The following is a 25,608-nucleotide window of genomic DNA, read 5'->3' as shown; positions in this document are numbered from 1 at the left end:
TCGATCGCGGTGCGACCAACAGCCCGACGAATCACTCAACGACGATGACCAACCCCGAGCATGCCGAAAAGGCACTTGCGTATGACGTTTCTGTTGGTCTCTGCTACCTGACCGAGAAGCAACTCAAATCGCTGCGTATTGAAGCAGATTGGCGGATGAGAGATGGCATTCCCGACACCAACCGGAACAAAAAGTACACCAATTACTTTGCGTACGGAACGCTTGATCGAATGTCGATACAAGAATGGGCCCATGCCAAGGACAGCGAGGGCGCGATCCCCGAGGCGATTGCCGACGAACGCGAAGGTGAGTTCTATCTCAAGGTCGGGGGTGTCGTATGAAGACGCTGATTGCTACATGGCAACGACGTGTTGCAATTGCTGTTTCGGTATGGCTGATTGCCATCGTGCTCATCGCCACGACGATGGCACACGTGGAACAACCCGACCCGGCACATTTGGAATTAGGAGATTGGATGAAGCGATTCTTTTTCGTGCCCGGCCTGGCTGCGCTCGTGGCGTTTCTCTTCACCACGGCCATGGCGCGTCCGGCACAAGCCGCCTCTGTCAAAGAGTCTGCGGTGAAGGCAGCACCTGCAGCCGAGGAGCAGGCCAAGCCATTCGTTGCGCAAGTCGTTGGTTTAATCTGGTTGAATCCGCTGCAACGCATGGACTATCCGACCGAGTGGCAATTGCTGTGGACACAAGGACTTGTCAAGCCCAATAAGAATGATGACATGGTGCGCACGAAGCCCGAAAAATTTTCGTCACTTCGGTCCATTGGAGCATTGGTTTACGGCAACGAAGGCGAAGAAACATTCAAGGGCTTCTATCACAAGTACGTCGGAAAATTTCTCTTGTTGCCGCGCTCTCGTTATTTTGCAAATGCGAAATATTTCTACACCGTAAAGTCCGAAAACACCAAAGATTGGCGCGAGCTTGCCGGAACACATATCGAGTTCGCGTTACCTCCAAGGCTCGATCCGATCGAAGCGAAGACGTACTTGACCAATGAGTTCGTCGAATGCTTCGAAATTGGCCCGCCATCACCGAAGACGCTTTGGAGCCGCGACACACCTCCCGACGTGCAAATCACTCAAGGCGGTGCAAACGCCGGCTTCACATCGCTGAACAACGCGCTGGATTACTTGCAGGCGAACCCCGACAAGACCGTATGGGCAATGAACTGGGACGCTCCTAACTTCCCGCCCACGGATGCACAGATCAACGAAAACCTCGTCGTGCTGTTCCTCGCCGGCCCGAACTTCAACACCGAGCGCGAGCCGCTCGCCTGGATCGGCAAGGCCGCAACCGGCAACACGCACGATTTTTCACGGAAGGTCGGCACGACACGCGCCGTGCAGGCATGGAAAGCCACGATCGACGAAGCAGCACGCAATGCCGGTGTTGCGGTCACGGACCTGAATTACATCGTCCACGACGCAGGTGTACCCAGCGACGCAGCGTCGGTACGCGTTGTCTCGCTCGCGCAGACCTTGACCGAAACCCTCCCTGAATACGACCACACGAATCAGACCTTCAACACGGCAGCCCTGCTCGGCGACATGGGAACCGGCAGCGCATTGACCGACGTCGCACTCGCAATCGGCCGAATCAACCACTTCGGCGGCAACGCCTTGGTCGCAGGCACGACCGACCCCGAGCACCCCGTCGCCGTCGTCGTCAGACCACCGTCGAAGCTCACTCCGATCGATCCGGACCAAGACTGGTTCCGCGCACGCGGTGGAAACAACGCGTACCTCCCTTGGTGGGGGCGTCGACACGACACCGATTACGGCATGCAGGGCTATTCGTGGTGACGTAAGGCAGCGCTGTGGCGTGATTGCTTCGCTTGCGGATTCGCAACGTGTCGGAACGCGATCGACTGGACACATGACCGGTCGACAGTTCCAACGAGTGTGGCTACGAGATGCCGTCAACCGCGACGCCGAACGGAAGCGGATTCAGCGGTTGGCCGTGTTGAGGTACACGCCACTCCCGCCCTCCGGCGCGACACGCGCGGAAGGGCGGGGCAGGACCCCGGCCGTCAAGCCGGCAACGCGAACCGCGTAACGGCGTCGCGCAGCGCTTCGGCCTGGTCGCGCAGCGAATGCGCGGCCGCCGCGGCTTCCTCGACGAGTGCCGCGTTTTGCTGCGTGACCTGATCCATCTCGCCCACTGCACGGTTGACCTGCTCGATCCCCGCGCTCTGCTCGCGCGATGCATGGCTGATCTCGTCGAGGATCTCGTTCACGCGCCGCACCGACTGCACGATCTCGGCCATCGTCTCGCCCGCGTTCGTGACGAGCGTCGCGCCGTGCTCGACGGTTTCGTTCGATGACTCGATGAGCGACTTGATCTCCTTCGCGGCCGTGGCCGAGCGTTGCGCGAGCGAGCGCACCTCGGCCGCGACCACCGCGAAACCGCGGCCCTGTTCGCCCGCGCGCGCCGCTTCGACGGCCGCGTTCAGCGCGAGGATGTTGGTCTGGAACGCGATCCCGTCGATCACGCCGATGATGTCGCCGATCTTGTGCGAGCGGTCGGTGATCTCGTTCATCGTGCGCACGACATCGTCGACCACCTCGCTGCCGCGCGTCGCGACTTGCGCGGCCTGACCGGCGAGCGTGGCGGCCTGCGCGGCGCTGTCCGCGTTCTGCTTCACGTTCGCGGTCATCTGATCCATGCTCGACGCGGTCTGCACGAGCGCGGCCGCCTGTTCTTCGGTGCGCTGCGACAGGTCGGTGTTGCCCGACGCGATCTCGCTCGCGCCGACGTTGATGTTCTCCGTGCCCATCCGTACGCGCGACACCATGTCGATCAGTCCGCTCTGCATCGTGTGCAGCGCATGCAGCAGGCTGCCGCGGTCGTCATGCTTGACGTTCACGCGCGCGGTCAGGTCGCCCTGCGCGATGCGCCGCGCGGCGTCGAGCGCCACTTCGAGTTCGCCGCCGAGGTTCGCGCGCACGCTTTTCAGCACGAGCACCATCACGGCGGTCGCGATCGCGCCGAGCACGGCCGTCATCGCGAGCCAGCGGCCGACGCTCGCGAGCACGGCCGACCGCACGTCGTCCATGTACATGCCCGTCACGAGATACCAGTCCCACGGCGCGAAGCGCTGCACCGCACTGGTCTTGTCCTGCGGCTTGTCGGCACCCGGCTTCGGCCACAGATACTCGACGAAACCCTTGCCGCCTTCCATGTTGCCGGCCTTCACGATCTCGACGAACAGATGCTTGCCGCTCGGATCCGCGAAATTCGACACGTCCTTGCCGTTGAGCTCGCTCTTGATCGGATGCATCACGATCACCGGCTTCGAATCGTTGATCGAGATGTAGCCGTCGGTGCCGTAGCGCATCGCGGCGATCGCCTCGAGCGCCTTCTGCTTCGCGTCGGCCTCCGGCAATGCATTCTGTTGCGACAGCTTGTAGTAGTGGTCGGCGACGTTCGTCGCCTGCGCGACCAGCGACGCAAGCTGATCGCGGCGGTCCGTGATCATCGACGCGCGCGTCTGCCACGCGCCGATGCCGGCGATCACGAGCAGACCGAGCCACAGAATGACGATCATCGAGGCGAGTTTCTGATTCAGGGAAAGGATGCGCATGGGTAGTGAGGTCGGTCGGTCGAACAGGCGCGCCGGAACGGCGTGACGGGATAACTCGTTGACGGCATGCAACGAACGTTGCCGTAGGCGGGAAATCCCTTAGAAGCGGTAGCGGCCCGATACCGGCGAGCGTGGTGCGGGCATCTATGCATATACATATTCTGCGTCGCTATACTGTCGGGCGATGGCGCGCCGTGCCCCGACGGTCGGGCGCACGGCGGCGAACGAACCTGAAAGGAGGCAACGATGCGAATTCTGGTGGTGGGGGCCGGCGCGGTCGGCGGATACTTCGGCGGCCGGCTCGCGGCGGCGGGGCGCGACGTAACGTTCCTGGTGCGCGACGGCCGCGCGGCCGCGCTCGCGCGCGACGGGCTCCTGATTCGCAGCCCGCGCGGCGACCTGACGCTCGCGAACGTGCAGACGGTGCGCGCGAGCGACACGGCCGGGCCGTTCGACCTGGTGCTGCTGAGCTGCAAGGCCTACAGCCTCGACGATGCGATTGCATCGTTCGCGCCATTCGTCGGGCCGTCGACGCTGATCCTGCCGATGCTCAACGGGATGCGCCATCTCGACGTGCTGCGCGAACGGTTCGGTGCCGCGCAGGTGCTCGGCGGCCTGTGCGTGATCGCGGCGACGCTCGATCGCGAACAGCGGGTCGTGCACCTGAACGACACGGCAGGGCTGTCGTTCGGCGAACTCGCCGGCGGCGAATCGGCGCGCGTGCGCGCGGTGGCCGACGTGCTCGGCGGCGCGGGCTTCGAGGCGACGCTCAGCGACGACATCGCCGCGCGGATGTGGGACAAGTGGGTGTTCCTCGCGACGCTCGCGGCGAGCACGTCGCTGTTTCGCGGTTCGATCGGCGACATTCTGGCCGCGCCGGACGGCCGCCGCCTGCTCGAGACGATGCTCGACGAGTGCAGCGCGATCGCCGCGCACAACGGTTACCGGCCCGATCCCGCCGCGGTCGAGCGGATGCAGCGGATGGTGCTGACGCCGTCGCCGCTGACCGCGTCGATGCTGCGCGACGTCGAAAATCGCGCGCGGGTCGAAGCCGATCACGTGATCGGCGACCTGCTCGCGCGCCGCGACCCGCAGGCGGCGGATGCGCTGTCGCTGCTGCGGATCGCGTACAACCACCTCAAGACGTACGAGGTGCGCGTGGCGCGGGAAGGCGCGGCGGCGTAGCCGCGGCAGCGGCCGTGTCGTTTGTCAGGGCGAGTGCCGGGGCAGGCCTGATGGCGCAGGCGGATGCCGGCTAGACAGGATCCTTGCTTGGCGGTCCGTTGGGTTGCTGCGGATTGTCGTGAGGATGCCCCGGTGGCGGCGGTGACAGCGGATCGTCTTCCGGATCGCGGTTCGGGTCGGCCGGGGGCTCGGGCATCGGGGTCGTGTGGTCCATGGGGAACTCGCGCAAGGCGTGACGGCGGTGGCGCGGCGGGCGCGTCTCGTCTCCGTTATAGGCAATCGGACGGGTGTTTGCCGGGGGATTCTCGCGGCGGCATGCGGATTGCCGGCGACAGGCGAGCCGCTGCAGGTATCGCGCCGGATCGCGCGCAAACAGCGCCACGATGCGGGTGCGGCCGGCGCGCGCCGCGGTCAGCGCAGATCGGCGGGCGTATCGACGTCGCGCAGGATGCCGGGATCGTCGACCTCGAGCAGGTTCACCGGCGCGCTGGCGAACAGCGCGCGGGCGCCCGTATCGCCGTCCAGCGCGGCGAGCGCCTCGTAGTGGTGCGCGGCAAAGCCGACCGGATGGCCGCGCACGCCGCGGTGCACGGGGGCGACGATCGATGCATCGTCGGCGTCGAGGGCGCGTGTGACCGCTTCGTAGGTGGACGCCGCGATCCACGGCATGTCGCCGAGCGCGACCAGCCAGCCGGGCGCGTCCGGCGAGGTGCGAACGCCGGCTGCCAGGCTCGCGCCCATGCCGCGCATCGCGTCGGGCGCATAGACGACCTGGCAGCCGGCGTCGTTCAGCAAAATCGCGAGTTTTTCGGCGCCGGGACGCACGACGGCGATCACTTCGGCCGTGGCCGCCGCCAGACGACGGGCGGCGGCGACCGCAACCGGCGTGCCGTCGGGAAGCCGCGCGAGCAGCTTGCTGTGCAGACCGCTTGGGTCGAAGCGTTGACCGAGACCGCCGGCGAGCAGGACGCCGGTGGCGAGTGACGCATAGGACATCGGCGCGGGAGGAGGGAAGGCAGGTGGCCCGATTGTGCGGGAGCGGGCGGGGATCGGCAAGTGCGGATGTTACCGACGCGGGGGCGTTGTCGTCGGAAAGAATGTCGGCGGGCGCGTTCGTCGAGCATGGTTTCCTCGACGGGGCCGTTTATGGAGTGCGATTCTCGTTACATCACGGTTCAATCGCGGTCGCTGAACGGCTAATGCCGCTAACCCGACGGGTAATACGTGAAGTGGGTGCGAGGTAAAGCGTCGATCGTTCATGGACGGCTTCGCGTGATCGCCATCATCGGTTCCGTCAGATGAATCGTCTGTCGAGCGGCGTGCGGATGTGTCGGTGTTGCGATTCGGCCGACGTGCCCATGACGGTCACCAAAGTGTCTTGACGTGCGCGTATGCACGGATCTTTTCGTCACGGGTGACGAGCGGCGCACCGAGCCGGCGCGCAGTCGCGACGATCATGCGGTCGGCTGGATCCTTGTGAAAAGTGCCGGGCAGCGCGGTGGACCTCGCGGCGATGTCGGCGTCGACCGGCACGAAGCGCATGCCGTCGATTTGCGCGACTGTCGCGAGCCACGCATCGACATCCATCGTCAATGCGAGGCGCTCGTTGCGCACCAGCATCGCGATTTCCCATGCGGAGATCGCGGACGCAGCAAGTGCGCCCTCGCCGCGCGCGCGATCGATCGCGCTTCGCGCCTTCTTGCTGAGCGACGGATCGCCCGCCACCCACCAGACCAATGCATGCGTATCCAGCACGATCACCGCGACGCCTCCCAGTCATCTTCCGCAATCGGATCGAGAGGATTGTCGTAGCGCATGACCGAGCCGCGCAATATGTCCAACGGCTGAGCCTCGCGTGCGTGATACGGCCGGATTTCGAGCGTTGGCTTGCCATGGTCGGTGACGATCAGGCTTTCGCCCGACGCCTCGACGAGCCGGAAGTATTCGAGTGCGCGAGCCTTGAATTCGGATTTCGATACGGGAGCGTGCGGCATCATGATATGAGCATGGTCATTTGACGATGGTCATTTTAGACATGCATCGTGAACCGATGCAAGCGATGGAGCGCCGGCTCCGGCGACGTACTTCACGGCGGACGTCGCGTGATCAGCCCATGCTACGCATCCGCCCATTTCCTCAACAGGTTGTGATAAATCCCCGTCAGGGAAATCACAATCGGATCCTTCGCGCCTTTTTCCGCGGAAAGCGCCTGAATCTGCGTATCGAGCTGAAACAGCAGCGTGCGGTCGCCATCGTCGCGCACCATGCTCTGGATCCAGAAGAACGACGCGACGCGCTCGCCGCGCGTGACCGGCGTGACGTGATGCAGGCTCGACGCCGGATACAGCACGAGATCGCCGGCCGGCAGCTTCGCGCGATGCACGCCGTACGTATCTTCGACGCACAGCTCGCCGCCGTCGTACGCGTCCGGTTCCTCGAGAAACAGCGTCGCCGACAGATCGCTGCGCACGCGGAAATCCGTGCCGCGCAGCAGCCGGATCGCGTTGTCGACATGCGTGCCGAACATCTCGCCGCCTTCATAGCGATTGAACAGCGGCGGAAACACCTTCAGCGGCAGCGCCGCCGAAAAGAACAGCGCATGCCGGGCCAGCGCATCCTGGATCGCATCGCCGGCCGCGCGCGCGACCGGCGAACCTTCCGGCAACTGCCGGTTGCGTTTCGCGAGCGCCGACTGCGCGCCGGATGTCGCGTTGCCGTCGACCCAGTCGGCGGCATCCAGCATCTCGCGGCATTGCGCGACCTGTGCCTTGGTCAACACGCCGGGGATATGAAGCATCATGATTCGGATTCCATGCCGTGAGACGGCAACTGCATCGCCGCCGCGCGCAACGCATCGAGCGGCGACGACGCGAGATAGGCGCGCATCTTCGCGACGAACGCGGGGGTAGCGGTGGCCGGCACGCGCGCGAGCCAGACGACGGCTTCGTCGACGCGCCCGCGCTCGGCGAGCAGCCGCGCGTGGTTGAACTGGCCGCGAAAATCGCCGGCCTCGGCGGCGCGGCGATAGTGGTCGAACGCGGCGTCGGCATCGGCGGTCACGACCCAGCCGTCCTCGTAGAAGCCGCCGATCAGGTTGATCGATTTCGCATGGCCGAGCGCGGCCGCGCGGCGAAACCAGTCGAGCGCGGCGGCGCGATCCTCGTCGATGCCGTTGCCGAGCGCGAGCGCCGTCGCGTAGTTGTACATGCCCCAGTCGAGCCCGGCCTGCGCGGCGAGCCGATACCAGTACACGGCCACCGGCGCGCATGCCGCCGTCCCCCAGCCGAACTCGTAACAGCGGCCGAGCATGTTCATCGCCATCGGGTGACCGGCCCGCGCCGCGTGCCGGAACCAGCCGCATGCGGCGGCCGGATCGCGCGCGACGCCGTGCCCGTCGAGCAGGTACTGGCCGTAGACGGCCTGCGCGTCGACGATCCCGTTATCGGCGGCAGCCGCGACCCACGCGGCGGCGCGCTCGGGCGGCCCGGCCAGGATGTCGGCGAACGCGCGCGGCGACACCGACGCGAGCGCCTTCAGCGAGACGGTTTCCATCGATCAGTAGCGCGCGTTCAGCGTGACGAACGCCGAGCGGCCCGGCGCGATCGACGCGTAGTGCGCCGGATACGCCTGATCGAAGTACGTGCGGTTGAACAGGTTGTTCACGTTCAGCTGCAGGTCGAGCTTCTTGTTGATCCGGTATTGCGCCATCGCGTCGAAACGCCAGTACGACGGCACCGCGCGCAGGTTCGCGGGATCGCCGAACACTTCCGACATGTAGAACGCGCCGCCGCCGACAGTGAACTTCGGCGTCACGTCGTAGTTCGACCACATCGTCAGGCTGTGCTTCGGCGTATTCGGGAAGCGGTTGCCGTCATTCGCTGCATCCTTGCCGTTGTCGCGCAGCTCGCTCTTCATGTACGTATAGCCGCCGAACACCTGCCACTGCTTCGTGATCTGCCCGGCGACGCCGAGTTCGAGACCTTGCACGCGCTTGTTGCCGACCATCGCGTACTGGTTGTTCGGCAGCGTCACGCGCGCATTCGTCGTGTCGATCTGGAACAGCGCGGCGGTCAGCGACAGCTTGTCGTTCAGCACGTTCCACTTCGTGCCGAGCTCGATGCTGCGGTTCTTCTCGGGGGCCATCTGATCGGCGTTCGGGCCGACGCCGCCGCGGCCCGGCGTGAGCGACTGCGTTTCGCTGCCTTCGCCGAGCAGCATGCCGGCCGGCGTCGACGACGTCGCATACGACGCGTAGATGCTGCCGTTCTGCGCGGGCTTGAACACGAGGCCGGCCTGCCAGTTGAAGAGCGTGTCGTCGCGCGTGTAGGTCTTGCTGCCGTTGGCCTTGGTGTCGGTGAAGCGGGTCGAGTAATCGTCGACGCGCACGCCGGCGTTCACCTGCCAGCGCGGCGTGAGCTCGATCGTGTCGAAGCCGTAGATCGACTTGGTCGTGGTGCGTGCATGCGCATAGTCGTTGTTGCGCGTGACGGAGCCGGCCCACGGATCGTTCGGATCAGGCGACCACAGGCTCGTGCAGTTGTAGCCGGACGGCGCGCCGATGCCTTGCTGGCAGATGGTGCCCTTGTCGGTCGCGACCGTGTACGAATCGCGCTTGCCCCATTCGCGCGTCAGCTCGATGCCGGTCGTGAAGCTGTGCTTGAACGGGCCGGTGCGGAATTCGCCGAACAGTTCGGTCAGGTTCGCGAGGCTGTTGATCGAGCTGTCGCGATTGTTGTTGCGGCGCCAGACACGGCCGTTGACCACGTTGCCCTGGCTGTCGTCGGGCTGCGTCCAGATGTAGTCCTGCGTCGATTCCGTGTAGCGCGTGGTGTTGCGCACCGTCAGATTCGACGTGATGTCGTGCTCGATCTTGATCGTGCTGATGTCCGACGTGGTCTTGCGGAAGTCGCGGTCGATCAGGCCGTAGAAGTTGTGACGGTCGACCGGCGCCGGATAGATCGTGTCGACGTTCGCGGGCTTGTTCGACGTCGTGTAGAAGTACGGAATGCCGCCGTCGGGCATGTCGTCGGTCGACAGGTGGTAGTAGCTCGCGGTCACGCGCGTCGGCGTGCCGAGGCCGAACGCGATCGACGGCGCGACGCCCCAGCGCTCGTTGTTGACGGCGTCGCGGCCGGCGACGTCGTTGTTGTGGCTCATCAGGTTCAGGCGGAACGCCGCGTGATCGGCGAACTGCCAGTTGCCGTCGGCGGTGAAGCGGCGATAGCGGTCGGTGCCGAGGCCCGCGCTCGCGGCGGCCGTCGTGCCGAGGTGCGGCGCCTTCGTGATCAGGTTGATGCTGCCGCCCGCGCCGCCGCGGCCGCCGTACGCGCCGTCGGAGCCCTTGGTGATCTCGACGCGTTCCGTGTTGAAGATTTCGCGCGTGGTCGCGCCCGTGTCGCGCATCCCGTCGACGAACATGCTGCCCTGCGTGTCGTAGCCGCGGATGAACGGGCGGTCGCCGAGCGGGTTGCCGCCTTCGCCGGCGCCGAACGTGATGCCGGGCACGGTGCGCAGCGCTTCGGTCAGCGTCGCCGCGCCGCTGCTCTGGATCAGTTCCTGCGGGATCACGGTCACCGACTTCGGCGTGTCGACGAGCGGCGCGGTGAATTTCGCGGATGCGGAAAAGTCGGCCTTGTAGCTGTGCTCGGCCTTGCCCTGGACCTCGATCGGCGCGAGATGGCCTTCGGTGCCGACCGGGGCGGATGGCGGCGTGCCGTCGGCGAACGCCGGGCTCGCGGCGAGCACGCTGCACAGGGTGGTGAATTTGCCGAGCTTCTGCTCGTCAGGACGGGACTTCATGATGCGCTTCGACCTCGCAGTGTGGCCCCGGGAACGACGCGCTACGGAAATGTGCATGCCGCCGGGAATTATTACGATTTGTTTTCAGGTGGCATTCTATGTAATTTCTTTTTAAATGAGAAGCGTTCGCGTTCTCATTTGTGGGAGGAGTGTTGGCGAATGTGGCGGAGGGCTGCCGAGCGCGTGCGGGGTTGCGGCGATGGCCGAATGGCCGAGTGGGAAAGGCGAGGCGGGCGGTTTACAGTGATCGGGTCTTCACTCGTCCAAAATGACAGCAAGGTGATAATATGACTGCATTGAAAGCAAATGTAGTGAGGCGCATCATGCCTGTGATCACTGTTAGAAACCTGCCCGACGAGGTGCATCGCGCGCTTCGAATCCGTGCTGCACAACATGGCCGCAGTACCGAGGCCGAGGTGCGCGATATCCTCGAGCAGGCCGTTCGGCCCGGCGGACGTCCCAGGCTGGGAACGCTGCTGGCGGAGATCGGGCGAGAGGCTGGCGGCATCGATCTCGAGGTTCAGCGCGATCAATCGCCAACCGATCCGATGAGCTTCGAATGATTCTGGTCGATACCAACGTCATTTCGGAGCCGCTGCGACGCGAACCGAGCGCGGCCGTGATCGAATGGCTCGACGCGCAAAACGTCGAGACGCTGTTTCTTGCCGCGATCAGTCTGGCCGAGATGCGATTCGGCGTGGCCGCGTTGCCGGAGGGGCGCAGGCGAGACTGGCTGCACCAAAACATCGAGCAACGCGTCGTGCCGTTGTTTCGCGGGCGGATTCTGCCGTTCGACGATGCGGCCAGTGACGCATATGCGAGCCTACGCGCGAAGGCGCGCGCCCTGGGGCACACGATGGCGCCTGCCGATGGCTTCATCGCTGCAACCGCCGCAGCCAACGGGTTGATCGTGGCCACGCGCGACGTCGCACCGTTCGAAGCAGCGGGCCTGCGCGTGATCGATCCGTGGGTTCGCTAACTTCCGGCCGGTCGCCTCGATATCACCCGCGCCGAAAATGAAAACGCGCCGTGCAAGGCGGCGCGTCGTGCGTTGCTTCGGCGCGCGGCGCTCGATCTTCAGCAATCTCGAGTCTGGCCGCGCGACACTGGATGCGGGTCAATCGATTCCGTGAAACACCGCATCCTCCGGCCCGAGGTACGCCGGCGGGCGCCACGTCGCATCGCGCATCGAATGCTGGACGAGATTCTCGACGCCGAGCAGCACCGCGAAGATCGCCATCCGCACCGGAATGCCGTTGTCGGTCTGCCGGAAGATCGCGAGTCGCGGATCGCGGTTCAAGTCGACCGACAGGTCGTTCGCGCCGGGCCGGCTGTCGCGCGGCAGCGGGTGCATGATCAGCGTGTCGGGCTTGCAGACGGAGTCGACGAGCGCCTGGTTGATCTGGAAATCCGGCGTATAGCCCTCGAACGACTCGTCGGTGAAGCGCTCCTTCTGGATCCGCGTCGCATAGACGACGTCCGCGCCGCGCAGCCCGCCCGCGAGGTCGTTCGTCTGCTCGATCACGTGGCCGTTCGTCGCGATCTGGTCGATGATGTACGCGGGCATTTCGAGCGTCGGCGGCGACACGAGCGTGAACTTCAGTCCGCGGTACAGCGCGAGCAGCTTGACGAGCGAATGCACGGTGCGACCGTATTTCAGGTCGCCGACGAGCGCGATATGCGCGCCGTCGACGATTTTGCCGAGCCGCGAGAACTCGCGCTGGATCGTATAGAGATCGAGGAGTGCCTGGCTCGGGTGCTCGCCCGGGCCGTCGCCGCCGTTGATCACCGGCAGGTTGGTCGCGCGCGCGAATTCGGCAACCGAGCCTTTCTCCGGGTGGCGGATCACGAGTGCGTCGACGTAGCCGGCCATCACGCGGCTCGTGTCGTAGATCGATTCGCCCTTGGCCATCGACGAGAACGTGAAGCCGGTCGTGTCGCACACCGAGCCGCCGAGCCGGCAGAAGGCCGCGCCGAACGACACGCGCGTGCGCGTGCTGGCTTCGAAGAACAGGTTGCCGAGCACTGCGCCCTCGAGCACGCGCGAGATCTTGTGGCGGCGCGCGATCGGCTGCATCACGTCGGCGACGCGGAACAGCGCCTCGACCGAGTCGCGCGAGAACTGGTCCACCGAGATCAACTGCGGCTTGCCTTCGAACAGGAATTGCTTTGCGAGCTCCTGTTTGTCTACGCTTTGCGTATAGTCTCCGCCGTCCGGTGCCGAGCGCTCGACGATTTCCGACACGAAGCGTTCGACGATCTCGGGCATCCCGCGCGATTCCTGCGAGTCGTCGGGCAACAGCCACGTGTCGAGCGCGCGGCGGCTCACGCCGATGCGGTTCGCGAACGCTTCGCGGGTCATGTTGAGGCGGCGCATCGCGTCGCGCAGGAAGGCTTGCTGGGGAACGGTCATCGGCGGCACCTGATGAGAAATATACGCGGTGCGTATATTAGTTCGCGTGCCGACGAAGTCAAGGAAAATCTGTGCGACCGGCCGGCCGGCCGTGTCGTGCGAGGGCACTGGCGCGGTCGGCACTGGCGCACGGCGGCCGTCTCCGTATAATCAGGTCAGGCCCCGTGTCCTGCACACCGCAGGGCACCACGCCGCATACGATTCGCCCGGTCGGGCATGTTGACTCGAAGGAGAACGAGCATGACGCGTACGATTGCTGCAGTGCTGCTGGTGGTGACCGCCGCGCTCGCCGGTTGCAATACCGTTGCAGGCGTGGGGCAGGACATTTCGAAGGGTGGCCAGGCAATCAGCGATACGGCTGAGAAGGCCAAATAAGCTGCCGGGTTCCGGAATGCAGAAGGCGCCGGGCCGTCCCGCGATTGCGGGGCGGCCCGGCGCCTTTTTCACGGTGCGTGGTGCGTGGTGTGCGGTATCAGGCGGTTTCCACGAACGCGTAACGGCCCTCGACCTTGCGCGGCGTGAACCAGCCGAAGTCGGGGAACAGCCGGTTGCGGACGAACCAGACGTAGCCGACCAGGATGACGGTCACCCCGAGGGTAGGCAGCGCGGCCGACGGATCGCGGCCGAGATCGGCGATGGTCTTCGGTACCTGCAGCAGCGACAGAATGATGAACGCGTGATATGCGCCGACGCGATGGGTCGCGAAGCCCCAGATGAACAGCAGCGACAGCGGCACCGTCAGTGCGAGGAACAGCACCGCGGCGCCGATGCTGAGTGTGTCCACCAGGATGAGATAGGCGAGTGCGACGCTGATCACCAACTGCGCGATGCCGAGCCCGATCAGGACCCGTGTATGCACCTTGTTCTTCCTGCACAGCTCAGGGTCGGGGCGCGACGCGATCAGGCGCGCGAGCACGCGATCCTTGAGGCCCTGTTCGGCCAGTTCGGCCAGCACGTCGGCTTTCCTCGCACCCGCGGACAGCAGCGCCGCGATTCTTGTTTTTGCTTCCTTCTTGTTCATGGTGATGCGAATTATTGTTCGGTGGTTGTCGAATGGCCCGGCCACGCGAATATTGCATCTTGTGCGACGGTGCGCAACGATTTTGCCGCGGGCGGACACATTCCTACAGTCGCCGCGCACGCGGATCAATCGGTAGCAGTCGACGTGGATGCCGCTGGGCGCGCTGGCGACCTCGACCGTGAGTCCGTTGCGCGTGCCGGCGGCTCGCGCCGCCGCGTCGCGCCCACCAGCATTCCCGCGACGACGAGCGCGATGCCGAGGAGTCGCGTGCCGCCCAGGGTCTCGCCGAACAGTGCGACCGCGAACAGCACGGCCGAGACCGGCGCAACCGCCGTGAACAGCGCGGCTTCGGTGCCGCTCGTTCGCGCCGAACCCGCATACCAGCACAGATAACCGAGCACGGTCGGCACCAGCGCGTAGTACACGATCGCCGACACCGCGCCGATGTTCCAGTTCGTCGCCAGCGCGTGCCATTCGAACGCGGCCGGCACCAGTGCGAGCACGAAGCCGAGGCCCGACATCGCCGTCGACAGCGTGAGCGGCGGCAACGGCGCCGACAGCCGCCGGTTGAGCAGGATGAACACGGCCTCGCATGCGACGGCGGCCAGCACCAGCGCGTCGCCGGCGAGCGTCCGGAGCGACGGCATGGCCTGGCCGGGCGCGAACGTGACCAACACCACGCCGGCGGTGGCGAGCGCGGCCGCGCTCCAGTCGCGCCGCGTTTGCCGCTCGCGCAGCACGACCGCCGCGATCAGCGTCGACATCGCCGGCAGCGTGCCGAGCATCACGCCCGCATCGACCGGCGACGACAGCTTCGTGCCGCTGATCAGCAGCACCGTATAGCCGACCCCGCCCGCCGCAGCCTGCACGACCAGCAGCACGGCGTCGCGTGCGGAGAGCCGCGGCCATCGCAGCCGCTGCGCCCGCATCAGCGCGAACAGCAGCGGGGTTGCGATCAGGAAGCGCAGCGCGGTGGCGGCGAACGGCGGCAGGCCGCCGGCCGCGAGGCGGCTCGCGATGACGGTGCTGCCGACGCCCGCCATCGCGGCGGCGAGATAGAGATAGCCGATCAGTCGTGTTTTCATGTGCCGCATGGTCGCGTGCGGCGGCGCGGGCGTCTTGAACGAAATTGCAGCGGCGCCGGCGAGCGGAGCGGGTGAACGGAAGGGTATTGCGCTCGGTGTCTCCGGATGACCGGTGGCGCTGCTATCAAGCGCCATCGTTGTTGCCGAACGGCGGCGATCGACGACGTCGCGCCACGGCGGCGGTCGTGCCGGGACCGCGAGGTCCGTCAGCCGGCCTGCGTGAATCGTCCCGGCGTGATCCCGAACTGGCGTGCGAACGCGCGCGTCAGGTGGCTCTGGTCGGCAAAACCGGCTTCGGCCGCGGCATCCGCGATCGGCCGGCCGCTCGCGAGCAGTGCCCGCGCCAGCCGCGTGCGCGACTGCACCAGATACGCGTGCGGCGTGATGCCGAGTTCACGCGCGAACCCGCGCAGCAGCTGGAAGCGGCTCACGCCGCTCAGGCCGGCGAGTTCGGCCAGCGAGACGGGTGCGGCGGGCGCCGCATCGAGCCGCTCGCGGGCCACGCGGATCGCCGGCGCGACGCCGGCGGCCGGCAGCGCCCGGTTCGAATGCCGCGCAAGCAGCCCGGCGACCAGTGTCACGAGCGCCTCGTCGCGGGCGAGCGGCATGGTATCTCCTGCGACGATTCGAGCATGCAACCGGCCGAACGCGGCCGCGAGCCGCGCGTCGCGCACCGCCGGATGCGCGAGCTCGACGCCGCCGAGGCCTTCTTCCGCCGCGACGCCCGCGACCAGCGCCGGCGCGAGGTACAGCATCCGCCAGCGCCGCGCCGTGCCCGTCCCGATCGGCATGCCGTCGTGCATTTCGCCCGGATTGACCATGATCGCGTCGCCGGCCAGCGCATCGACCTGCCCGCGGCCGCTCCAGGACCGGTGCGCGCCGCTGACGATCACGCCGACCCCGAATTCGTCATGCGCGTGCCGTGGAAACGTGCGGTCGGACTCGAGGCTGATCGCCTCGATGCCTTCATCGGTCCGTCGGTAGTGGGTGACACGGTGCATGGGGGCTCCTCGCGCCGGCAGCGGCGCGGATCACATGCACTGTAGCGCGTTCCGGCGCCGCGCGCCCTTCATCCTTTTGGCCGATACCGTGCGGCGCGTGCAGCCCGCACCATGTGCACATGAGCAGCGTACACGGCCCGCCGGGCCTGAAGCTGCGCGGGAGACGGCAGGTGGAACGACAGGATCCGGTATTCATTCAGGTTGGCGCGCTCGCGGACGGCTTTGCACCGGACGCGAACATCCTCACGCCCGTGAACGCGCTCGTCGGGCGGTCCCTGGCCCTCGGCGACGCAACGGGCGCATGGCGCGTCTATACGTTCGAGGCGGGTGCGCTGCAATGGCGCGATGTGGCGACCGGCACGGGCGGCCATGCGCCGTGCCGCGTCACGGGGCTGCGCGACGACCTGTACTTCGTCGACTACATCGATCCGGTGGCGCGCGCGACGTCCGTCAGCCTCGTGATCGATGTCGGCCGCGGCGTGTGGACGTCGGTGATCGGCACGCTGCCGACCGAGGCCGACACACATGTCGACGCGTTCACGCGCGTTTCGCGCGGGTTGCCGCTGACTGGCGTCGACGCGGCATTCCGGCACGGCACGCTCGGCGGCCATGCGCAGCCGGGCCCGCTGCACGGGCCCACGCGCGAACTGATCGGCAAGCGGACGATGTATCGCTACAGCCCGACCGAATGCTACGAGCACATCTACCTGAACGAGAACTTCTACGCATGGCAGTGCCTGCAGGGCGTAGAAGGCGGGCTGGCGGACGTGGATCGCTGCCATTACTTCAGGATTGCCGATGAACTGTATCTGTTCGTGTGGCGCGAAAAGGTGGTGCCGACGCTCGGCGTCGTGCTGATCGATCTCGCTCAACGCAAGACGGACGGCAAGATCTTCGGCTATCAGGGCGGCGACTTCGGCACGTTGTCGAACTTCCCGGTCGGCGCGCATGCGCAGGTGCTGAACGAAACCGTGCATCCGCTCGGCGGCGAGGCGCAATGATGAGCGCCGTGCCGGGCAGCGCCCGCCTGCGTGCGGATTTCAGCGGACGCGTCGTGCTGGTCACGGGCGCCGCGCAGGGGATCGGCGCGGCAATCGCGCGCCGTTTCGCGGAATCCGATGCGTTCGTCGCGCTCGCCGATCTCAACGGCGATGCCGCTGCCGCGCAGGCGGACGCCCTCGTCAGTGCGGGCGGCGACGCGCGCGCGTATCGCGTCGACGCCGCGAGCCGCGACGAACTCGGCGCGCTCGTCGCGGCGGTCGAGCGCGACGGCGGCCGGCTCGACGTCGTCGTTCACAACGCCGCGTACTTCCCGCTGACCCCGTTTGCGCGGATCGACGAGCCGATCCTCGAGCGCACGCTGTCGGTCAACCTGTCGGCGCTGTTCTGGCTCGCGCAGGCCGCGCTGCCGGCGTTCGAGCGTGCGGGGGCGGGGCGGCTGCTCGTCACGTCGTCGGTGACCGGGCCGCGCGTCGTCTATCCGGGGCTCGCGCACTACGCGGCGTCGAAGGCCGGCGTGAACGGCTTCATCCGCGCGGCGGCGCTCGAACTCGCGCGTCGCAACGTGACGGTCAACGGCGTCGAGCCGGGGATGATCCGCACGCCGGCCGCCGGCAATCTCGGCGACGCGTCGGTCGCCGCGCAGATCGCGCGCGATATTCCGCTCGCGCGGATGGGCGAGCCGGAGGACATCGCGAACGCGATGCTGTTTCTCGCGTCGGCCGATGCGGCGTACATCACCGGGCAGACGATCGTCGTCGACGGCGGCGCGACGCTGCCGGAGAGCGGGGCCGTGCTGGGCGACGGGTAAGCGGCGCGTGCGCGATCGTGCGATCGCGGCCGTCGAATGTGCCGGCCGCGGTGGCGTCGGCGCGATCAGCGCACCGTCGCGCCTACAGCCAGCCGTTGCGGATGAACTCCACGATCGAGTATCGGCGGGGTTCGAGTTCGTGCTGCCGGACGGTCTCGACGATCCGCGACACGCCGTCCGCGTAAGGCGACGCGCCGTACACGCGCGATTCGAACTGCAGGCTGCATGCGCCATCCTCGATGCGGATCCGGTGGAACGCATGGCGGCCGAGCTGATCGTCGGGAATCTGCAGGGCGTCGCGCTGTTCGTCGGGGTCGCGCACGGAGCGGATGTCCTGCGCCGGCACGCCGAGTGCCTGACCGATGCCGACCGCAGTGCCCGGCACGGAGGTCTTGCTGGCCTGGTGCGACTCCGTCACGCTGATGCGGCAGTCGCGAAACAGATGGCCGCTGGTTTCCAGCATGCTCATGAACTTCAGCATCAGGATGTTCGTATTCGGACAAAGCACGACGGGGAAGTCGTGCGATCCGGTTTCGAGCTCGGAGCCGGTGGACAACTCGACGAGCGGCGAGCCCGTTGCGCGGCAGAATTCGATCGCGGCAGGCAGCTCGCGGCCGGATCCGGCGTGCACGACGATCGAACGCGTCTCGGTGCGTGCGGGGTCCGACCAGGCCGTCACGCGACAGGTTGCGGGGTCGAGCCGGTGCGAGCCGAGCAGTTCGGTTGCCAGCTTGCCGGTGCCAACGACGAGTACTTGCATGGGATAGACGGGTTGAGGTTCGGGTTTCGTTACGGAAACGACGCGGGCCGTTCAAGGACCCGGCGCGATCACGGGGCACCGTGCGGCGCACCGTGTTCGCGCATTATGCCCGGCCGTCGGCCGTCCACCGTCCGCCTTCCCCCGCCCACCGTCTGCCGCCCGCCGCCCGCCGCCTGTCGCCTGTCGCCTAACGCCTAACGCCTAACGCCTACCTCCTGCCGTCCACCGTCATGCGCGGTGCGCGCCTTCACGGCTGCGGATCAACCGAGCGGCTGCGTTGGCGGTGACGCATTGATCGCCGTGCGCGCGCAAGCATGAACGGCGCTACGCTGTCGAAACGCTGGCCACGCGCGTCCGTGTCGGTACCGGCATCGCCCCGAACCACGTATCATCCAACCCCCTCGACCCAGGAGAGCACATCGATGGAACACGACCTGAAAGGCAAGGCAGTCGCGATCACCGGCGGATTCGGCCATCTCGGCGTCGCCACGGCCGCCTGGCTCGGCCAGCGCGGCGCGCGCGTCGCGCTGATCGGCCGCGGCGCGGTGCCGGACGCGCAGGCGTTGCCCGGCGTGCCGGCCGATGCGCTGCGCATCGGCGGCATCGACCTCGTCGATCCGCAGGCGGCTGCGCGCGCCCTTGAAGCGGTGAATCGCGAATTCGGCCGGGTCGACGCGCTGCTGAACATCGCGGGCGCGTTCGTCTGGCAGACGATCGCCGACGGCGACGCGGCCACGTGGGACCGCATGTACGAACTGAACGTGAAGACGGCATTGAACGCGTCGAAGGCCGCGCTGCCGTATCTGGTGACGAGCCCGGCCGGCCGCATCGTCAACATCGGCGCGGGCGCGGCGTTCAAGGCGGGCGCCGGGATGGGCGCCTATGCAGCTGCGAAGGCGGGCGTCGCGCGGCTCACCGAGGCGCTGGCGGCGGAACTGCTCGATCGCGGCGTGACCGTGAACGCGCTGCTGCCGAGCATCATCGACACGCCGCCGAACCGTGCGGACATGCCGGATGCGGATTTCACGCGCTGGGTCCGGCCCGAGCAGCTTGCGGCGACGATCGGATTCCTGCTGTCGCCCGACGCGCAGGCGATCACCGGCGCATCGATTCCGGTGAGCGGTCGCGTGGCGTAGCAGGGAGCGGGTGATCGCACTCGAGTGCGACGTCAGGGCATGCGAAATCGCGCACGCGAGATTTCCGCGATCGCCGCGATTTCGATCGGGATCCGGCCGTCGCCCTGGATCGCGGCCATCGAGAAGGCGCCGAACGGCGCCCGGCGTTCCGGCGGATTCACGGCTTCGGCCGTGGCGCGACTCCTGTCCGTGGGGTGGATGCGCGGCTGCGCCCGGTGCGTGCCTGCATGCCGCCGACCATCACCGTATACTGGGCGTTCGACACCATATGACTGAAGCCGTGACCAAGCCTGCCTCCGCGGATGCGCTCGCCGACGATCCGCGTCCGACCCCGCCCGAACAACCCGAACTGGAAGACTGCTGCAACAGCGGCTGCTCGCCGTGCGTGTTCGACCTGTACGACGAAGCGCTGGCGCGCTATCGCGTCGAACTGGCCGAATGGGAAGCACGGCACGCGCAGCACAAGCATCATTAGCGAGCCCGCCGCCGACAAGCGGTCGCGCATGCCGCGATTCGCTGCCGGCGAGGGCTTCCCTGGCCGGCGTCGTCACGCGATTGTCCGCCCCCGCCGATGCATCGGCCCCAATGCGGCCGACAACGCGACGCACGCCAGCAGCACGGCCGCCAGCGCCCACATCGCCGTCCTGAACCCCTGCACGTAGTCGAGCGCACGCGGCTGCGCGCCGAGCCGCGCGAAGAACAGCCCGCCCAGCGTCGCGGCGCCGACGGCCGCGCCGATCTGCAGCATCGCGGTGACCATGCCGGATGCGACCCCGGCGCGCGCCGCGTCGACTTCCGCGAGCACGATCCGCACGACCGACGGCAGCACGAGGCCTTGCCCGATGCCGATCGCCGCGATCCCCGCGTAAAAGCCCGGGCCGGGCGCATGATCGCCGGCCAGCGCGGCGGCGGTCGCGACCCCGGCCGCGAGCATCGCGAAGCCGAGCGTGAGCACGCGATAGCCGCCGAACCGCTCGACGAGATGCGGCATCAGCAGCGGGCTCGCGAGAAAGCCGATGCCGAGCGGCAGGATCGCGACCCCCGACGCGAGCGGCGACCAGTTCAGGCAGCCCTGCAGATAGATGCCGTAGCTCAGGAAGAACGCGCTCAGCATGTAGAACAGGAACGCGAGCGTGAGCCCGAGCGCGACGACCGGATTGCGCAGCAGACGCACGTCGAGCAGCGGATCGCGACCGCCGGCGAGCCGGCGCGCTTCGACCGCCAGCAGCGCGCCGAGCATCGGCAGCGCACCGACGACGCACGCGATCATCCACAGCGGCCAGCCCGCCTCGCGTCCGTGCGTGAGCGGATAGACGAGCATCAGCAGGAACAGCGACAGCAGCACCGTGCCGGGCACGTCGATGCGCTGGCCGCGCGGCGGCCGGCTTTCCGGGATGAAGCGCCAGCTGCCGAGCAGCGCAAGGATGCCGATCGGCACGTTGACCAGGAAGATCGCGCGCCAGCCGAGCCCGAACGGATGCAGGTCGATCAGCGCGCCGCCGCCGAGCTGGCCGATCACGGCCGCGAGGCCGAACACGAAACCGTAGAAGCCCATCACGCGCACCTGCTCCTGCGGGCTGAACACGCTGCGGATCGTCGCGAGCACCTGCGGCGCGAGGATCGCGGCGAACAGGCCCTGCAGCACGCGGCCGCCGACCAGCACCGCGCCGCTGCCGGCGAGCCCGCACAGCGCCGACGCGACGACGAACCCGGCCATCCCGATCATGAACATCCGCTTGCGGCCGTACAGGTCGCCGAGACGCCCGCCGGTGATCTGCACGACCGCGTTCGCGCACGCGTAGGCCGACACGACGAGCTGCAGCTCGGCCGGCCGCGCGCCGATGCCGTCGCGGATGGCCGGCAGCGCGAGATTCACGATGAAGTAGTCGAGCGGCGGCAGAATGGCGCCGACCAGCAGGACCACGAGCGCCCAGCCGTGATGGCTGCGCGGCGGTGCCGCGGCGGCCGCGCCGGCCGGTGCGCAAGGGGCGAGGGTGTTGTCGGTCATGAACGGAAATCCGGAAGAATGGCGGCCGCAACGCATGCCGAATCCCGTGGAAACGGGTTCGGCGGGCCGTTGAACCGATATTCTGCGGACCGCCGATGAATCGGAAAAGCGGGAATTGGTGGTAGCATCCATCGGGTTATTCGATGGATGGAGAGTGCGATGCGCGGTTTCGACCTGGATCAGTTACGCACGTTCGCGGCGGTGGCGGATGCGGGCAGCCTAACGGCGGCCGCGCCGCTGCTGCATCTGTCACAGTCGACGGTCAGCGAGCAGGTGCGCAAGCTCGAGTCGCGCGCCGGCGTGCCGCTGTTCGTGCGCAGCAAGCGCGGCGTCGAGCCGACGCCGGCCGGCGCGCGCCTGCTGCAGCATGCGCGGCGCATCGTCGCGCTGAACGAGGCCGCGTTCGACGAAGTGCGTGGACAGGCGATCAAGGGCGAATTGCGCGTCGCGATCACCGACTACTACCGGACGCATGAAGTCGCGGGCCTGCTCGCGCGGTTGCGGGAGTGCTACCCGCAACTGAGCCTGCACGTGAGCGCGATGAAGAGCGCGGAGATCGAAGCTGCCCATGCGCGCGGGCAGATCGATCTTGGCGTCGTGATGAACCTGTCGAGCGGCCCGTTCCGGCCCGCGTCGGCCGATACGCGCTGGGTGCTGCGGCGCGAGCCGCTGTCGTGGGTCACGTCGCCCGCGCTCGCCGAGCAGTTGCCCGAGCCGTTGCCGCTCGTGCTGCTGCCGGACGACTGCATGATGCATCAGATCGCGGTGCGCTCGCTCGACGAGCAGCACGCGCCGTACGTGCTCGTGCACAGCGCGTCGGGCGTCGCGGGGCTGCAGTCGATGCTGGCGGCGGGGCTCGGCGTCGGCTGCCTGTGCGCGTCGGCGATCGGCGAGGGCCTCGTGCGGCTCGGCGCGAAATACCGGCTGCCGACGCTGCCCGACGCGGTGTTCTCGCTGACGCCGCCGATGCCGGGCGAGCGCGAGACGGTCACGCAGGCGCGCGAGGTCCTGTCGCGGCAGTTGCTGATGTGAAGCATGAAGCACGCATGCGCGTCGGCGCAGCGGCACGTATTCGACGGGAGTCGGTACCGATGAAAATATCGAGAGATTTCGGGATCGTCGTTCGACGCGCGGCGCTGGTCGAGAAAGACGTCGACCTGTCCGCGCTCATGCGCGAATTCAATTTCGCCGACTGTTTCGACGAGTCGGACCGGCTGGTGTCGCTCGGCCCGTTCTTCGGCGGCGACGCCGCCGATGCGTGCATGAGGTCGCTCGAACGGCTCGGGCTGGTCTACTTCGACGATTTCTTCATCGTCGAGGAAACGTATCCCGGTTGGTGCGAGCTGGAAGCGTTCTGAACGTTGCGTAGCAGGGGGCGATACGCATGAACGACGAACTGAAAAGCGAGATGGCCGTGCGGTTGGCGCACGCGCTCGAGCGGGTGATCGACGAGCGCTCGCTGATCCGTTTCCTGCGCGTGCTCGGCCATGACTGGCACAAGGAGCGCCAGCTCGAGGCCGACTTGCCGCCGGCGCCGTATGCGGCCGCCGCGCTCGGCTGGGAAAACCGCTCGATCGGCGAGTACCTGGAGGCGATGGTCGACTGGGCCGAGGCGTCCGACGAGGGGCTGCGCTGCTACGACCTGCCCGACAACCCGTGGCGGCGCATGGCCGACATCCTGTTCGCCGGCAAGATCCACGAATAGCGCGCGCCGCGGCGATTCGCGCGTGCGGCGGGCGGGAACGGCCTAGTCGGCCGTCCCTTCGGCATACGCACGCAGCCCGTTCGCCAGCGCATCGAACACGGCCCGGCAACGCGGGCTCGTCCGCAGATCCTCGTGCATGACCATCCAGGTTTCCAGTTTCGTCGCGGGCCCGTCCGGCAGCACGCGCACGAGCCGCGCATCGCGCTGCGCGAGCCGGTTCTGGCAGAAGCCGATCCCGTAGCCCGCGCGAATCATCGCGAGCTGCGCGAGATTGCTGTCGGTGCGCAGCGCGAACGCATCGCGGTTCCACAGCGGCATCCCGCGCCCCGCCGCGCGGATGAACGGCGTGACCGTATCGAAGCCGATCAGCGCGTGATGGGCGAGTTCGTCCGTCGATGACGGCGTACCGTTGCGCGCCAGGTAGTCGTCGCGGGCATGCAGCCCGACTTCCAGCGCGCCGATGCGCCGCGCGACGAGCACCTCCTGCGCGGGCGGCGCCATCCGCACCGCGATGTCGGCCTCGCGATTCAGGACGTCCTGGATGCGGTCGGTCGGCACCAGTTCGATCACGAGCCCCGGATGGTCGCGCCGCAACTGCGCGAGCATCGGCGGCAGCACCTCGACCGCGATCACGTCGCTGGCCGAGATCCGCACGGTGCCGCGCACGCCCGCGCCGTGGCTCGCGGCCGCGCGCTCGAACGCGGCCGCCGCGCTGCGCAGCGCCTCGGCATGGCCGCGCAGCGCCAGGGCCGCCTCGGTCGGCAGCAGCCCCGACGGCGAGCGCGTGAACAGCGTCTGGCCGAACGCGGCTTCGAGCGCCGCGACGTGGCGGCCGGCCGTCGGCTGCGTGATGCCGAGCGCGCGCGCCGCGCCCGACAGCGAGCCTTCCGTCAGCACGGCGAGGAAGGTGCGGTAGCGTTCCCAGTTCAGATCGATGGCCATGCATAAATGTATAGCCGATGCATCGGGTTAGGCAATTCCTTGTTAGGCTGCCTCGCGCCAGAATGGGTGCTGACAACGGTTCATTCACGGAGAACGGCAATGACGGCGAACGCAGGCGGGACGCAACGACAGGCACTCGTGCTCGGCGCGAGCGGAGGTATCGGCGGCGAGGTCGCGCGTCAGTTGCGCGATGCCGGCTGGCAGGTGCGCGCGCTCAAGCGCGGGCTCGACGCCGAGACCGTGGAGCGCGACGGGATCGCGTGGCTGCGCGGCGACGCGCTCGACCGCGAGGCGGTGGTTCGCGCGGCGCGCGGCTGCAGCGTGATCGTGCATGCGGTGAATCCGCCCGGCTACCGGAACTGGTCGACGCAGGTGCTGCCGATGCTCGACAACACGATCGCGGCGGCGACGCTGGCGCAGGCGACCGTCGTGCTGCCGGGGACGGTCTACAACTATGGCCCCGACGCGTTTCCGGTGCTGCGCGAAGAGGCGCCGCAGCATCCGGTGACGCGCAAGGGCGCGATCCGCGTCGAGATGGAGCGGCGGTTGCAGGCGGCGACCGCGCAGGGCGTCCGGACGATCATCGTGCGGGCCGGCGATTTCTTCGGGGCGCACGCGGGCAACAACTGGTTCGGGCAGGCGCTCGTCAAGGCCGGGCGGCCCGTCGCGGCCATCAGCGTGCCGGGCCGGCCGGGCGTCGGCCATCAATGGGCGTACCTGCCGGACGTCGCGCGCACGATGGTCGAGCTGATCGAGCGGCGCGACACGCTGGCGCCGTTCGCGCGCTTCCACTTCGGCGGTCACTGGGACGCGGACGGCACGCAGATGGCGCAGGCCGTGCGCCGCGTCGCACAGCGGCACGGGATGCGGCCGACGGTGCGGCGTTTCCCGTGGTGGCTCGTGTGGGTCGCGGCGCCGTTCGTCACGACGATGCGCGAGATGCTCGAGATGCGCTATTTGTGGCGCGAGCCGCTCCGGATGGACAACGCGCGGGTGACGGCGGTGCTGGGCCGCGAGCCGGTGACGCCGCTCGATACGGCGGTAGAGGCGACGCTGGCCGGGCTGGGCTGCTTGCGATGACGGCGAGCGCTGAAGGCGGGTGACGGGGCCGCGTGCGGGCGGGTTCTTTATTGCCTGCGCACC

Annotated in this window: 27 protein-coding genes and 1 pseudogene; 14 read left to right on the top strand and 14 right to left on the bottom strand. The window is 67.6% G+C overall.

Annotated features, from left to right (window positions below; genetic code table 11):
- Positions 1 to 341 (top strand): annotated as a pseudogene (locus PL79_RS07810) (T6SS effector phospholipase Tle3 domain-containing protein); the annotation flags it as partial.
- Positions 338 to 1,819, top strand: a complete 1,482-nt coding sequence (locus tag PL79_RS07805; RefSeq protein WP_235879228.1) for a virulence factor — start codon at positions 338 to 340, stop codon at positions 1,817 to 1,819. The pseudogene PL79_RS07810 and the gene PL79_RS07805, both read left to right, overlap by 4 nt.
- 227 nt (positions 1,820 to 2,046) lie before the next feature.
- Here PL79_RS07805 and PL79_RS07800 read toward each other — a convergent pair whose 3' ends face one another.
- Positions 2,047 to 3,600 (bottom strand): methyl-accepting chemotaxis protein, encoded by a 1,554-nt coding sequence (locus PL79_RS07800; RefSeq protein WP_044846644.1) that lies wholly within the window; start codon positions 3,598 to 3,600, stop codon positions 2,047 to 2,049.
- 246 nt (positions 3,601 to 3,846) lie between these two features.
- On the opposite strand from PL79_RS07800, the gene panE reads away from it, so the two are divergent.
- Positions 3,847 to 4,785: a 2-dehydropantoate 2-reductase gene (gene panE, locus PL79_RS07795; protein ID WP_044846645.1), complete on the top strand. Its 939-nt coding sequence runs from the start codon at positions 3,847 to 3,849 to the stop codon at positions 4,783 to 4,785.
- A gap of 411 nt (positions 4,786 to 5,196) precedes the next feature.
- Here the strand turns inward: panE and PL79_RS07790 are convergent, their stop codons facing one another.
- The 6 genes from PL79_RS07790 to PL79_RS07765 form a co-directional block, all read right to left on the bottom strand.
- Positions 5,197 to 5,781 carry a nucleotidyltransferase family protein gene (locus PL79_RS07790; RefSeq protein ID WP_044846646.1) on the bottom strand — a complete coding sequence of 195 codons (585 nt, stop codon included), beginning with the start codon at positions 5,779 to 5,781 and terminating at the stop codon, positions 5,197 to 5,199.
- Between the two features lie 369 nt (positions 5,782 to 6,150).
- Positions 6,151 to 6,546, bottom strand: coding sequence for a type II toxin-antitoxin system VapC family toxin (locus tag PL79_RS07785; protein ID WP_044846647.1), 396 nt, complete (start codon positions 6,544 to 6,546; stop codon positions 6,151 to 6,153).
- Positions 6,543 to 6,782, bottom strand: a complete 240-nt coding sequence (locus PL79_RS07780) for a type II toxin-antitoxin system Phd/YefM family antitoxin (protein ID WP_011659184.1) — start codon at positions 6,780 to 6,782, stop codon at positions 6,543 to 6,545. Before PL79_RS07780 ends, PL79_RS07785 begins: the two co-directional genes overlap by 4 nt.
- A gap of 119 nt (positions 6,783 to 6,901) precedes the next feature.
- Positions 6,902 to 7,585 (bottom strand): Fe2+-dependent dioxygenase, encoded by a 684-nt coding sequence (locus PL79_RS07775; protein WP_044846648.1) that lies wholly within the window; start codon positions 7,583 to 7,585, stop codon positions 6,902 to 6,904.
- Complete coding sequence (locus PL79_RS07770) at positions 7,582 to 8,337, bottom strand: tetratricopeptide repeat protein (protein WP_044846649.1); 756 nt, start codon at positions 8,335 to 8,337, stop codon at positions 7,582 to 7,584. The genes PL79_RS07775 and PL79_RS07770 overlap by 4 nt, the downstream gene beginning before the upstream one ends.
- Before the next feature lie 3 nt (positions 8,338 to 8,340).
- Positions 8,341 to 10,584 (bottom strand): TonB-dependent receptor, encoded by a 2,244-nt coding sequence (locus tag PL79_RS07765; protein WP_044846650.1) that lies wholly within the window; start codon positions 10,582 to 10,584, stop codon positions 8,341 to 8,343.
- A gap of 323 nt (positions 10,585 to 10,907) precedes the next feature.
- Here PL79_RS07765 and PL79_RS07760 point away from each other — a divergent pair, with 323 nt between their 5' ends.
- Both PL79_RS07760 and PL79_RS07755 read left to right on the top strand, forming a co-directional pair.
- Positions 10,908 to 11,147, top strand: a complete 240-nt coding sequence (locus PL79_RS07760) for a FitA-like ribbon-helix-helix domain-containing protein (RefSeq protein ID WP_044846718.1) — start codon at positions 10,908 to 10,910, stop codon at positions 11,145 to 11,147.
- Positions 11,144 to 11,563 carry a type II toxin-antitoxin system VapC family toxin gene (locus PL79_RS07755; RefSeq protein ID WP_044846651.1) on the top strand — a complete coding sequence of 140 codons (420 nt, stop codon included), beginning with the start codon at positions 11,144 to 11,146 and terminating at the stop codon, positions 11,561 to 11,563. The genes PL79_RS07760 and PL79_RS07755 overlap by 4 nt, the downstream gene beginning before the upstream one ends.
- Before the next feature lie 138 nt (positions 11,564 to 11,701).
- Here the strand turns inward: PL79_RS07755 and PL79_RS07750 are convergent, their stop codons facing one another.
- Entirely contained in the window at positions 11,702 to 12,997 is a 1,296-nt protein-coding gene (locus PL79_RS07750; RefSeq protein WP_044846652.1) for an aspartate carbamoyltransferase, read from the bottom strand.
- Between the two features lie 240 nt (positions 12,998 to 13,237).
- On the opposite strand from PL79_RS07750, the gene PL79_RS07745 reads away from it, so the two are divergent.
- On the top strand, positions 13,238 to 13,372 hold the full coding sequence (locus tag PL79_RS07745; protein WP_006752948.1) for an entericidin A/B family lipoprotein: 135 nt from the start codon (positions 13,238 to 13,240) through the stop codon (positions 13,370 to 13,372).
- Between the two features lie 97 nt (positions 13,373 to 13,469).
- Here PL79_RS07745 and PL79_RS07740 read toward each other — a convergent pair whose 3' ends face one another.
- The 3 genes from PL79_RS07740 to PL79_RS07730 form a co-directional block, all read right to left on the bottom strand.
- Entirely contained in the window at positions 13,470 to 14,018 is a 549-nt protein-coding gene (locus PL79_RS07740) for a hypothetical protein (RefSeq protein ID WP_044846653.1), read from the bottom strand.
- Positions 14,019 to 14,143: 125 nt separating this feature from the next.
- Positions 14,144 to 15,103, bottom strand: coding sequence for a DMT family transporter (locus tag PL79_RS07735; protein ID WP_044846719.1), 960 nt, complete (start codon positions 15,101 to 15,103; stop codon positions 14,144 to 14,146).
- A 206-nt stretch (positions 15,104 to 15,309) separates the two neighbouring features.
- Positions 15,310 to 16,104 carry an AraC family transcriptional regulator gene (locus PL79_RS07730; RefSeq protein ID WP_044846654.1) on the bottom strand — a complete coding sequence of 265 codons (795 nt, stop codon included), beginning with the start codon at positions 16,102 to 16,104 and terminating at the stop codon, positions 15,310 to 15,312.
- Between the two features lie 170 nt (positions 16,105 to 16,274).
- On the opposite strand from PL79_RS07730, the gene PL79_RS07725 reads away from it, so the two are divergent.
- Positions 16,275 to 17,105, top strand: a complete 831-nt coding sequence (locus PL79_RS07725) for a molybdenum cofactor biosynthesis F family protein (RefSeq protein WP_044846720.1) — start codon at positions 16,275 to 16,277, stop codon at positions 17,103 to 17,105.
- Positions 17,105 to 17,914, top strand: coding sequence for an SDR family oxidoreductase (locus PL79_RS07720; RefSeq protein ID WP_044846721.1), 810 nt, complete (start codon positions 17,105 to 17,107; stop codon positions 17,912 to 17,914). The genes PL79_RS07725 and PL79_RS07720 overlap by 1 nt, the downstream gene beginning before the upstream one ends.
- Positions 17,915 to 17,996: 82 nt before the next feature.
- On the opposite strand, the gene PL79_RS07715 is transcribed toward PL79_RS07720, so the two are convergent.
- Positions 17,997 to 18,674, bottom strand: a complete 678-nt coding sequence (locus PL79_RS07715) for a dihydrodipicolinate reductase C-terminal domain-containing protein (protein WP_044846655.1) — start codon at positions 18,672 to 18,674, stop codon at positions 17,997 to 17,999.
- A gap of 422 nt (positions 18,675 to 19,096) precedes the next feature.
- Between PL79_RS07715 and PL79_RS07710 the strand changes: the two genes are divergently transcribed.
- Both PL79_RS07710 and PL79_RS07705 read left to right on the top strand, forming a co-directional pair.
- Positions 19,097 to 19,810 carry an SDR family NAD(P)-dependent oxidoreductase gene (locus PL79_RS07710; protein ID WP_044846656.1) on the top strand — a complete coding sequence of 238 codons (714 nt, stop codon included), beginning with the start codon at positions 19,097 to 19,099 and terminating at the stop codon, positions 19,808 to 19,810.
- A 268-nt stretch (positions 19,811 to 20,078) separates the two neighbouring features.
- Positions 20,079 to 20,285, top strand: a complete 207-nt coding sequence (locus tag PL79_RS07705) for an oxidoreductase-like domain-containing protein (RefSeq protein ID WP_082088621.1) — start codon at positions 20,079 to 20,081, stop codon at positions 20,283 to 20,285.
- Between the two features lie 72 nt (positions 20,286 to 20,357).
- Here the strand turns inward: PL79_RS07705 and PL79_RS07700 are convergent, their stop codons facing one another.
- Positions 20,358 to 21,818: an MFS transporter gene (locus PL79_RS07700; RefSeq protein WP_044846657.1), complete on the bottom strand. Its 1,461-nt coding sequence runs from the start codon at positions 21,816 to 21,818 to the stop codon at positions 20,358 to 20,360.
- 159 nt (positions 21,819 to 21,977) lie between these two features.
- Here PL79_RS07700 and PL79_RS07695 point away from each other — a divergent pair, with 159 nt between their 5' ends.
- From PL79_RS07695 to PL79_RS07685, 3 genes are read left to right on the top strand one after another with little or no spacing between them, the layout of a single operon-like run.
- Entirely contained in the window at positions 21,978 to 22,850 is an 873-nt protein-coding gene (locus PL79_RS07695; RefSeq protein WP_044846723.1) for a LysR family transcriptional regulator, read from the top strand.
- Positions 22,851 to 22,909: 59 nt separating this feature from the next.
- Positions 22,910 to 23,176, top strand: a complete 267-nt coding sequence (locus PL79_RS07690) for a hypothetical protein (protein ID WP_044846658.1) — start codon at positions 22,910 to 22,912, stop codon at positions 23,174 to 23,176.
- A gap of 26 nt (positions 23,177 to 23,202) precedes the next feature.
- Positions 23,203 to 23,523: a DUF7660 family protein gene (locus PL79_RS07685; protein ID WP_044846659.1), complete on the top strand. Its 321-nt coding sequence runs from the start codon at positions 23,203 to 23,205 to the stop codon at positions 23,521 to 23,523.
- 42 nt (positions 23,524 to 23,565) lie between these two features.
- On the opposite strand, the gene PL79_RS07680 is transcribed toward PL79_RS07685, so the two are convergent.
- On the bottom strand, positions 23,566 to 24,465 hold the full coding sequence (locus PL79_RS07680) for a LysR family transcriptional regulator (protein WP_044846660.1): 900 nt from the start codon (positions 24,463 to 24,465) through the stop codon (positions 23,566 to 23,568).
- A gap of 99 nt (positions 24,466 to 24,564) precedes the next feature.
- Between PL79_RS07680 and PL79_RS07675 the strand changes: the two genes are divergently transcribed.
- The gene (locus PL79_RS07675; RefSeq protein ID WP_044846661.1) at positions 24,565 to 25,545 is read left to right on the top strand and encodes an NAD-dependent epimerase/dehydratase family protein; all 981 of its coding nucleotides are present in this window, start codon (positions 24,565 to 24,567) and stop codon (positions 25,543 to 25,545) included.
- Positions 25,546 to 25,608: the final 63 nt, after the last annotated feature.

Origin of the sequence: Burkholderia sp. USMB20, from assembly GCF_000949135.2 — a bacterium.
Classification (GTDB): Bacteria; Pseudomonadota; Gammaproteobacteria; order Burkholderiales; family Burkholderiaceae; genus Burkholderia.
This window is presented reverse-complemented; position numbering and strand designations above follow the sequence as displayed.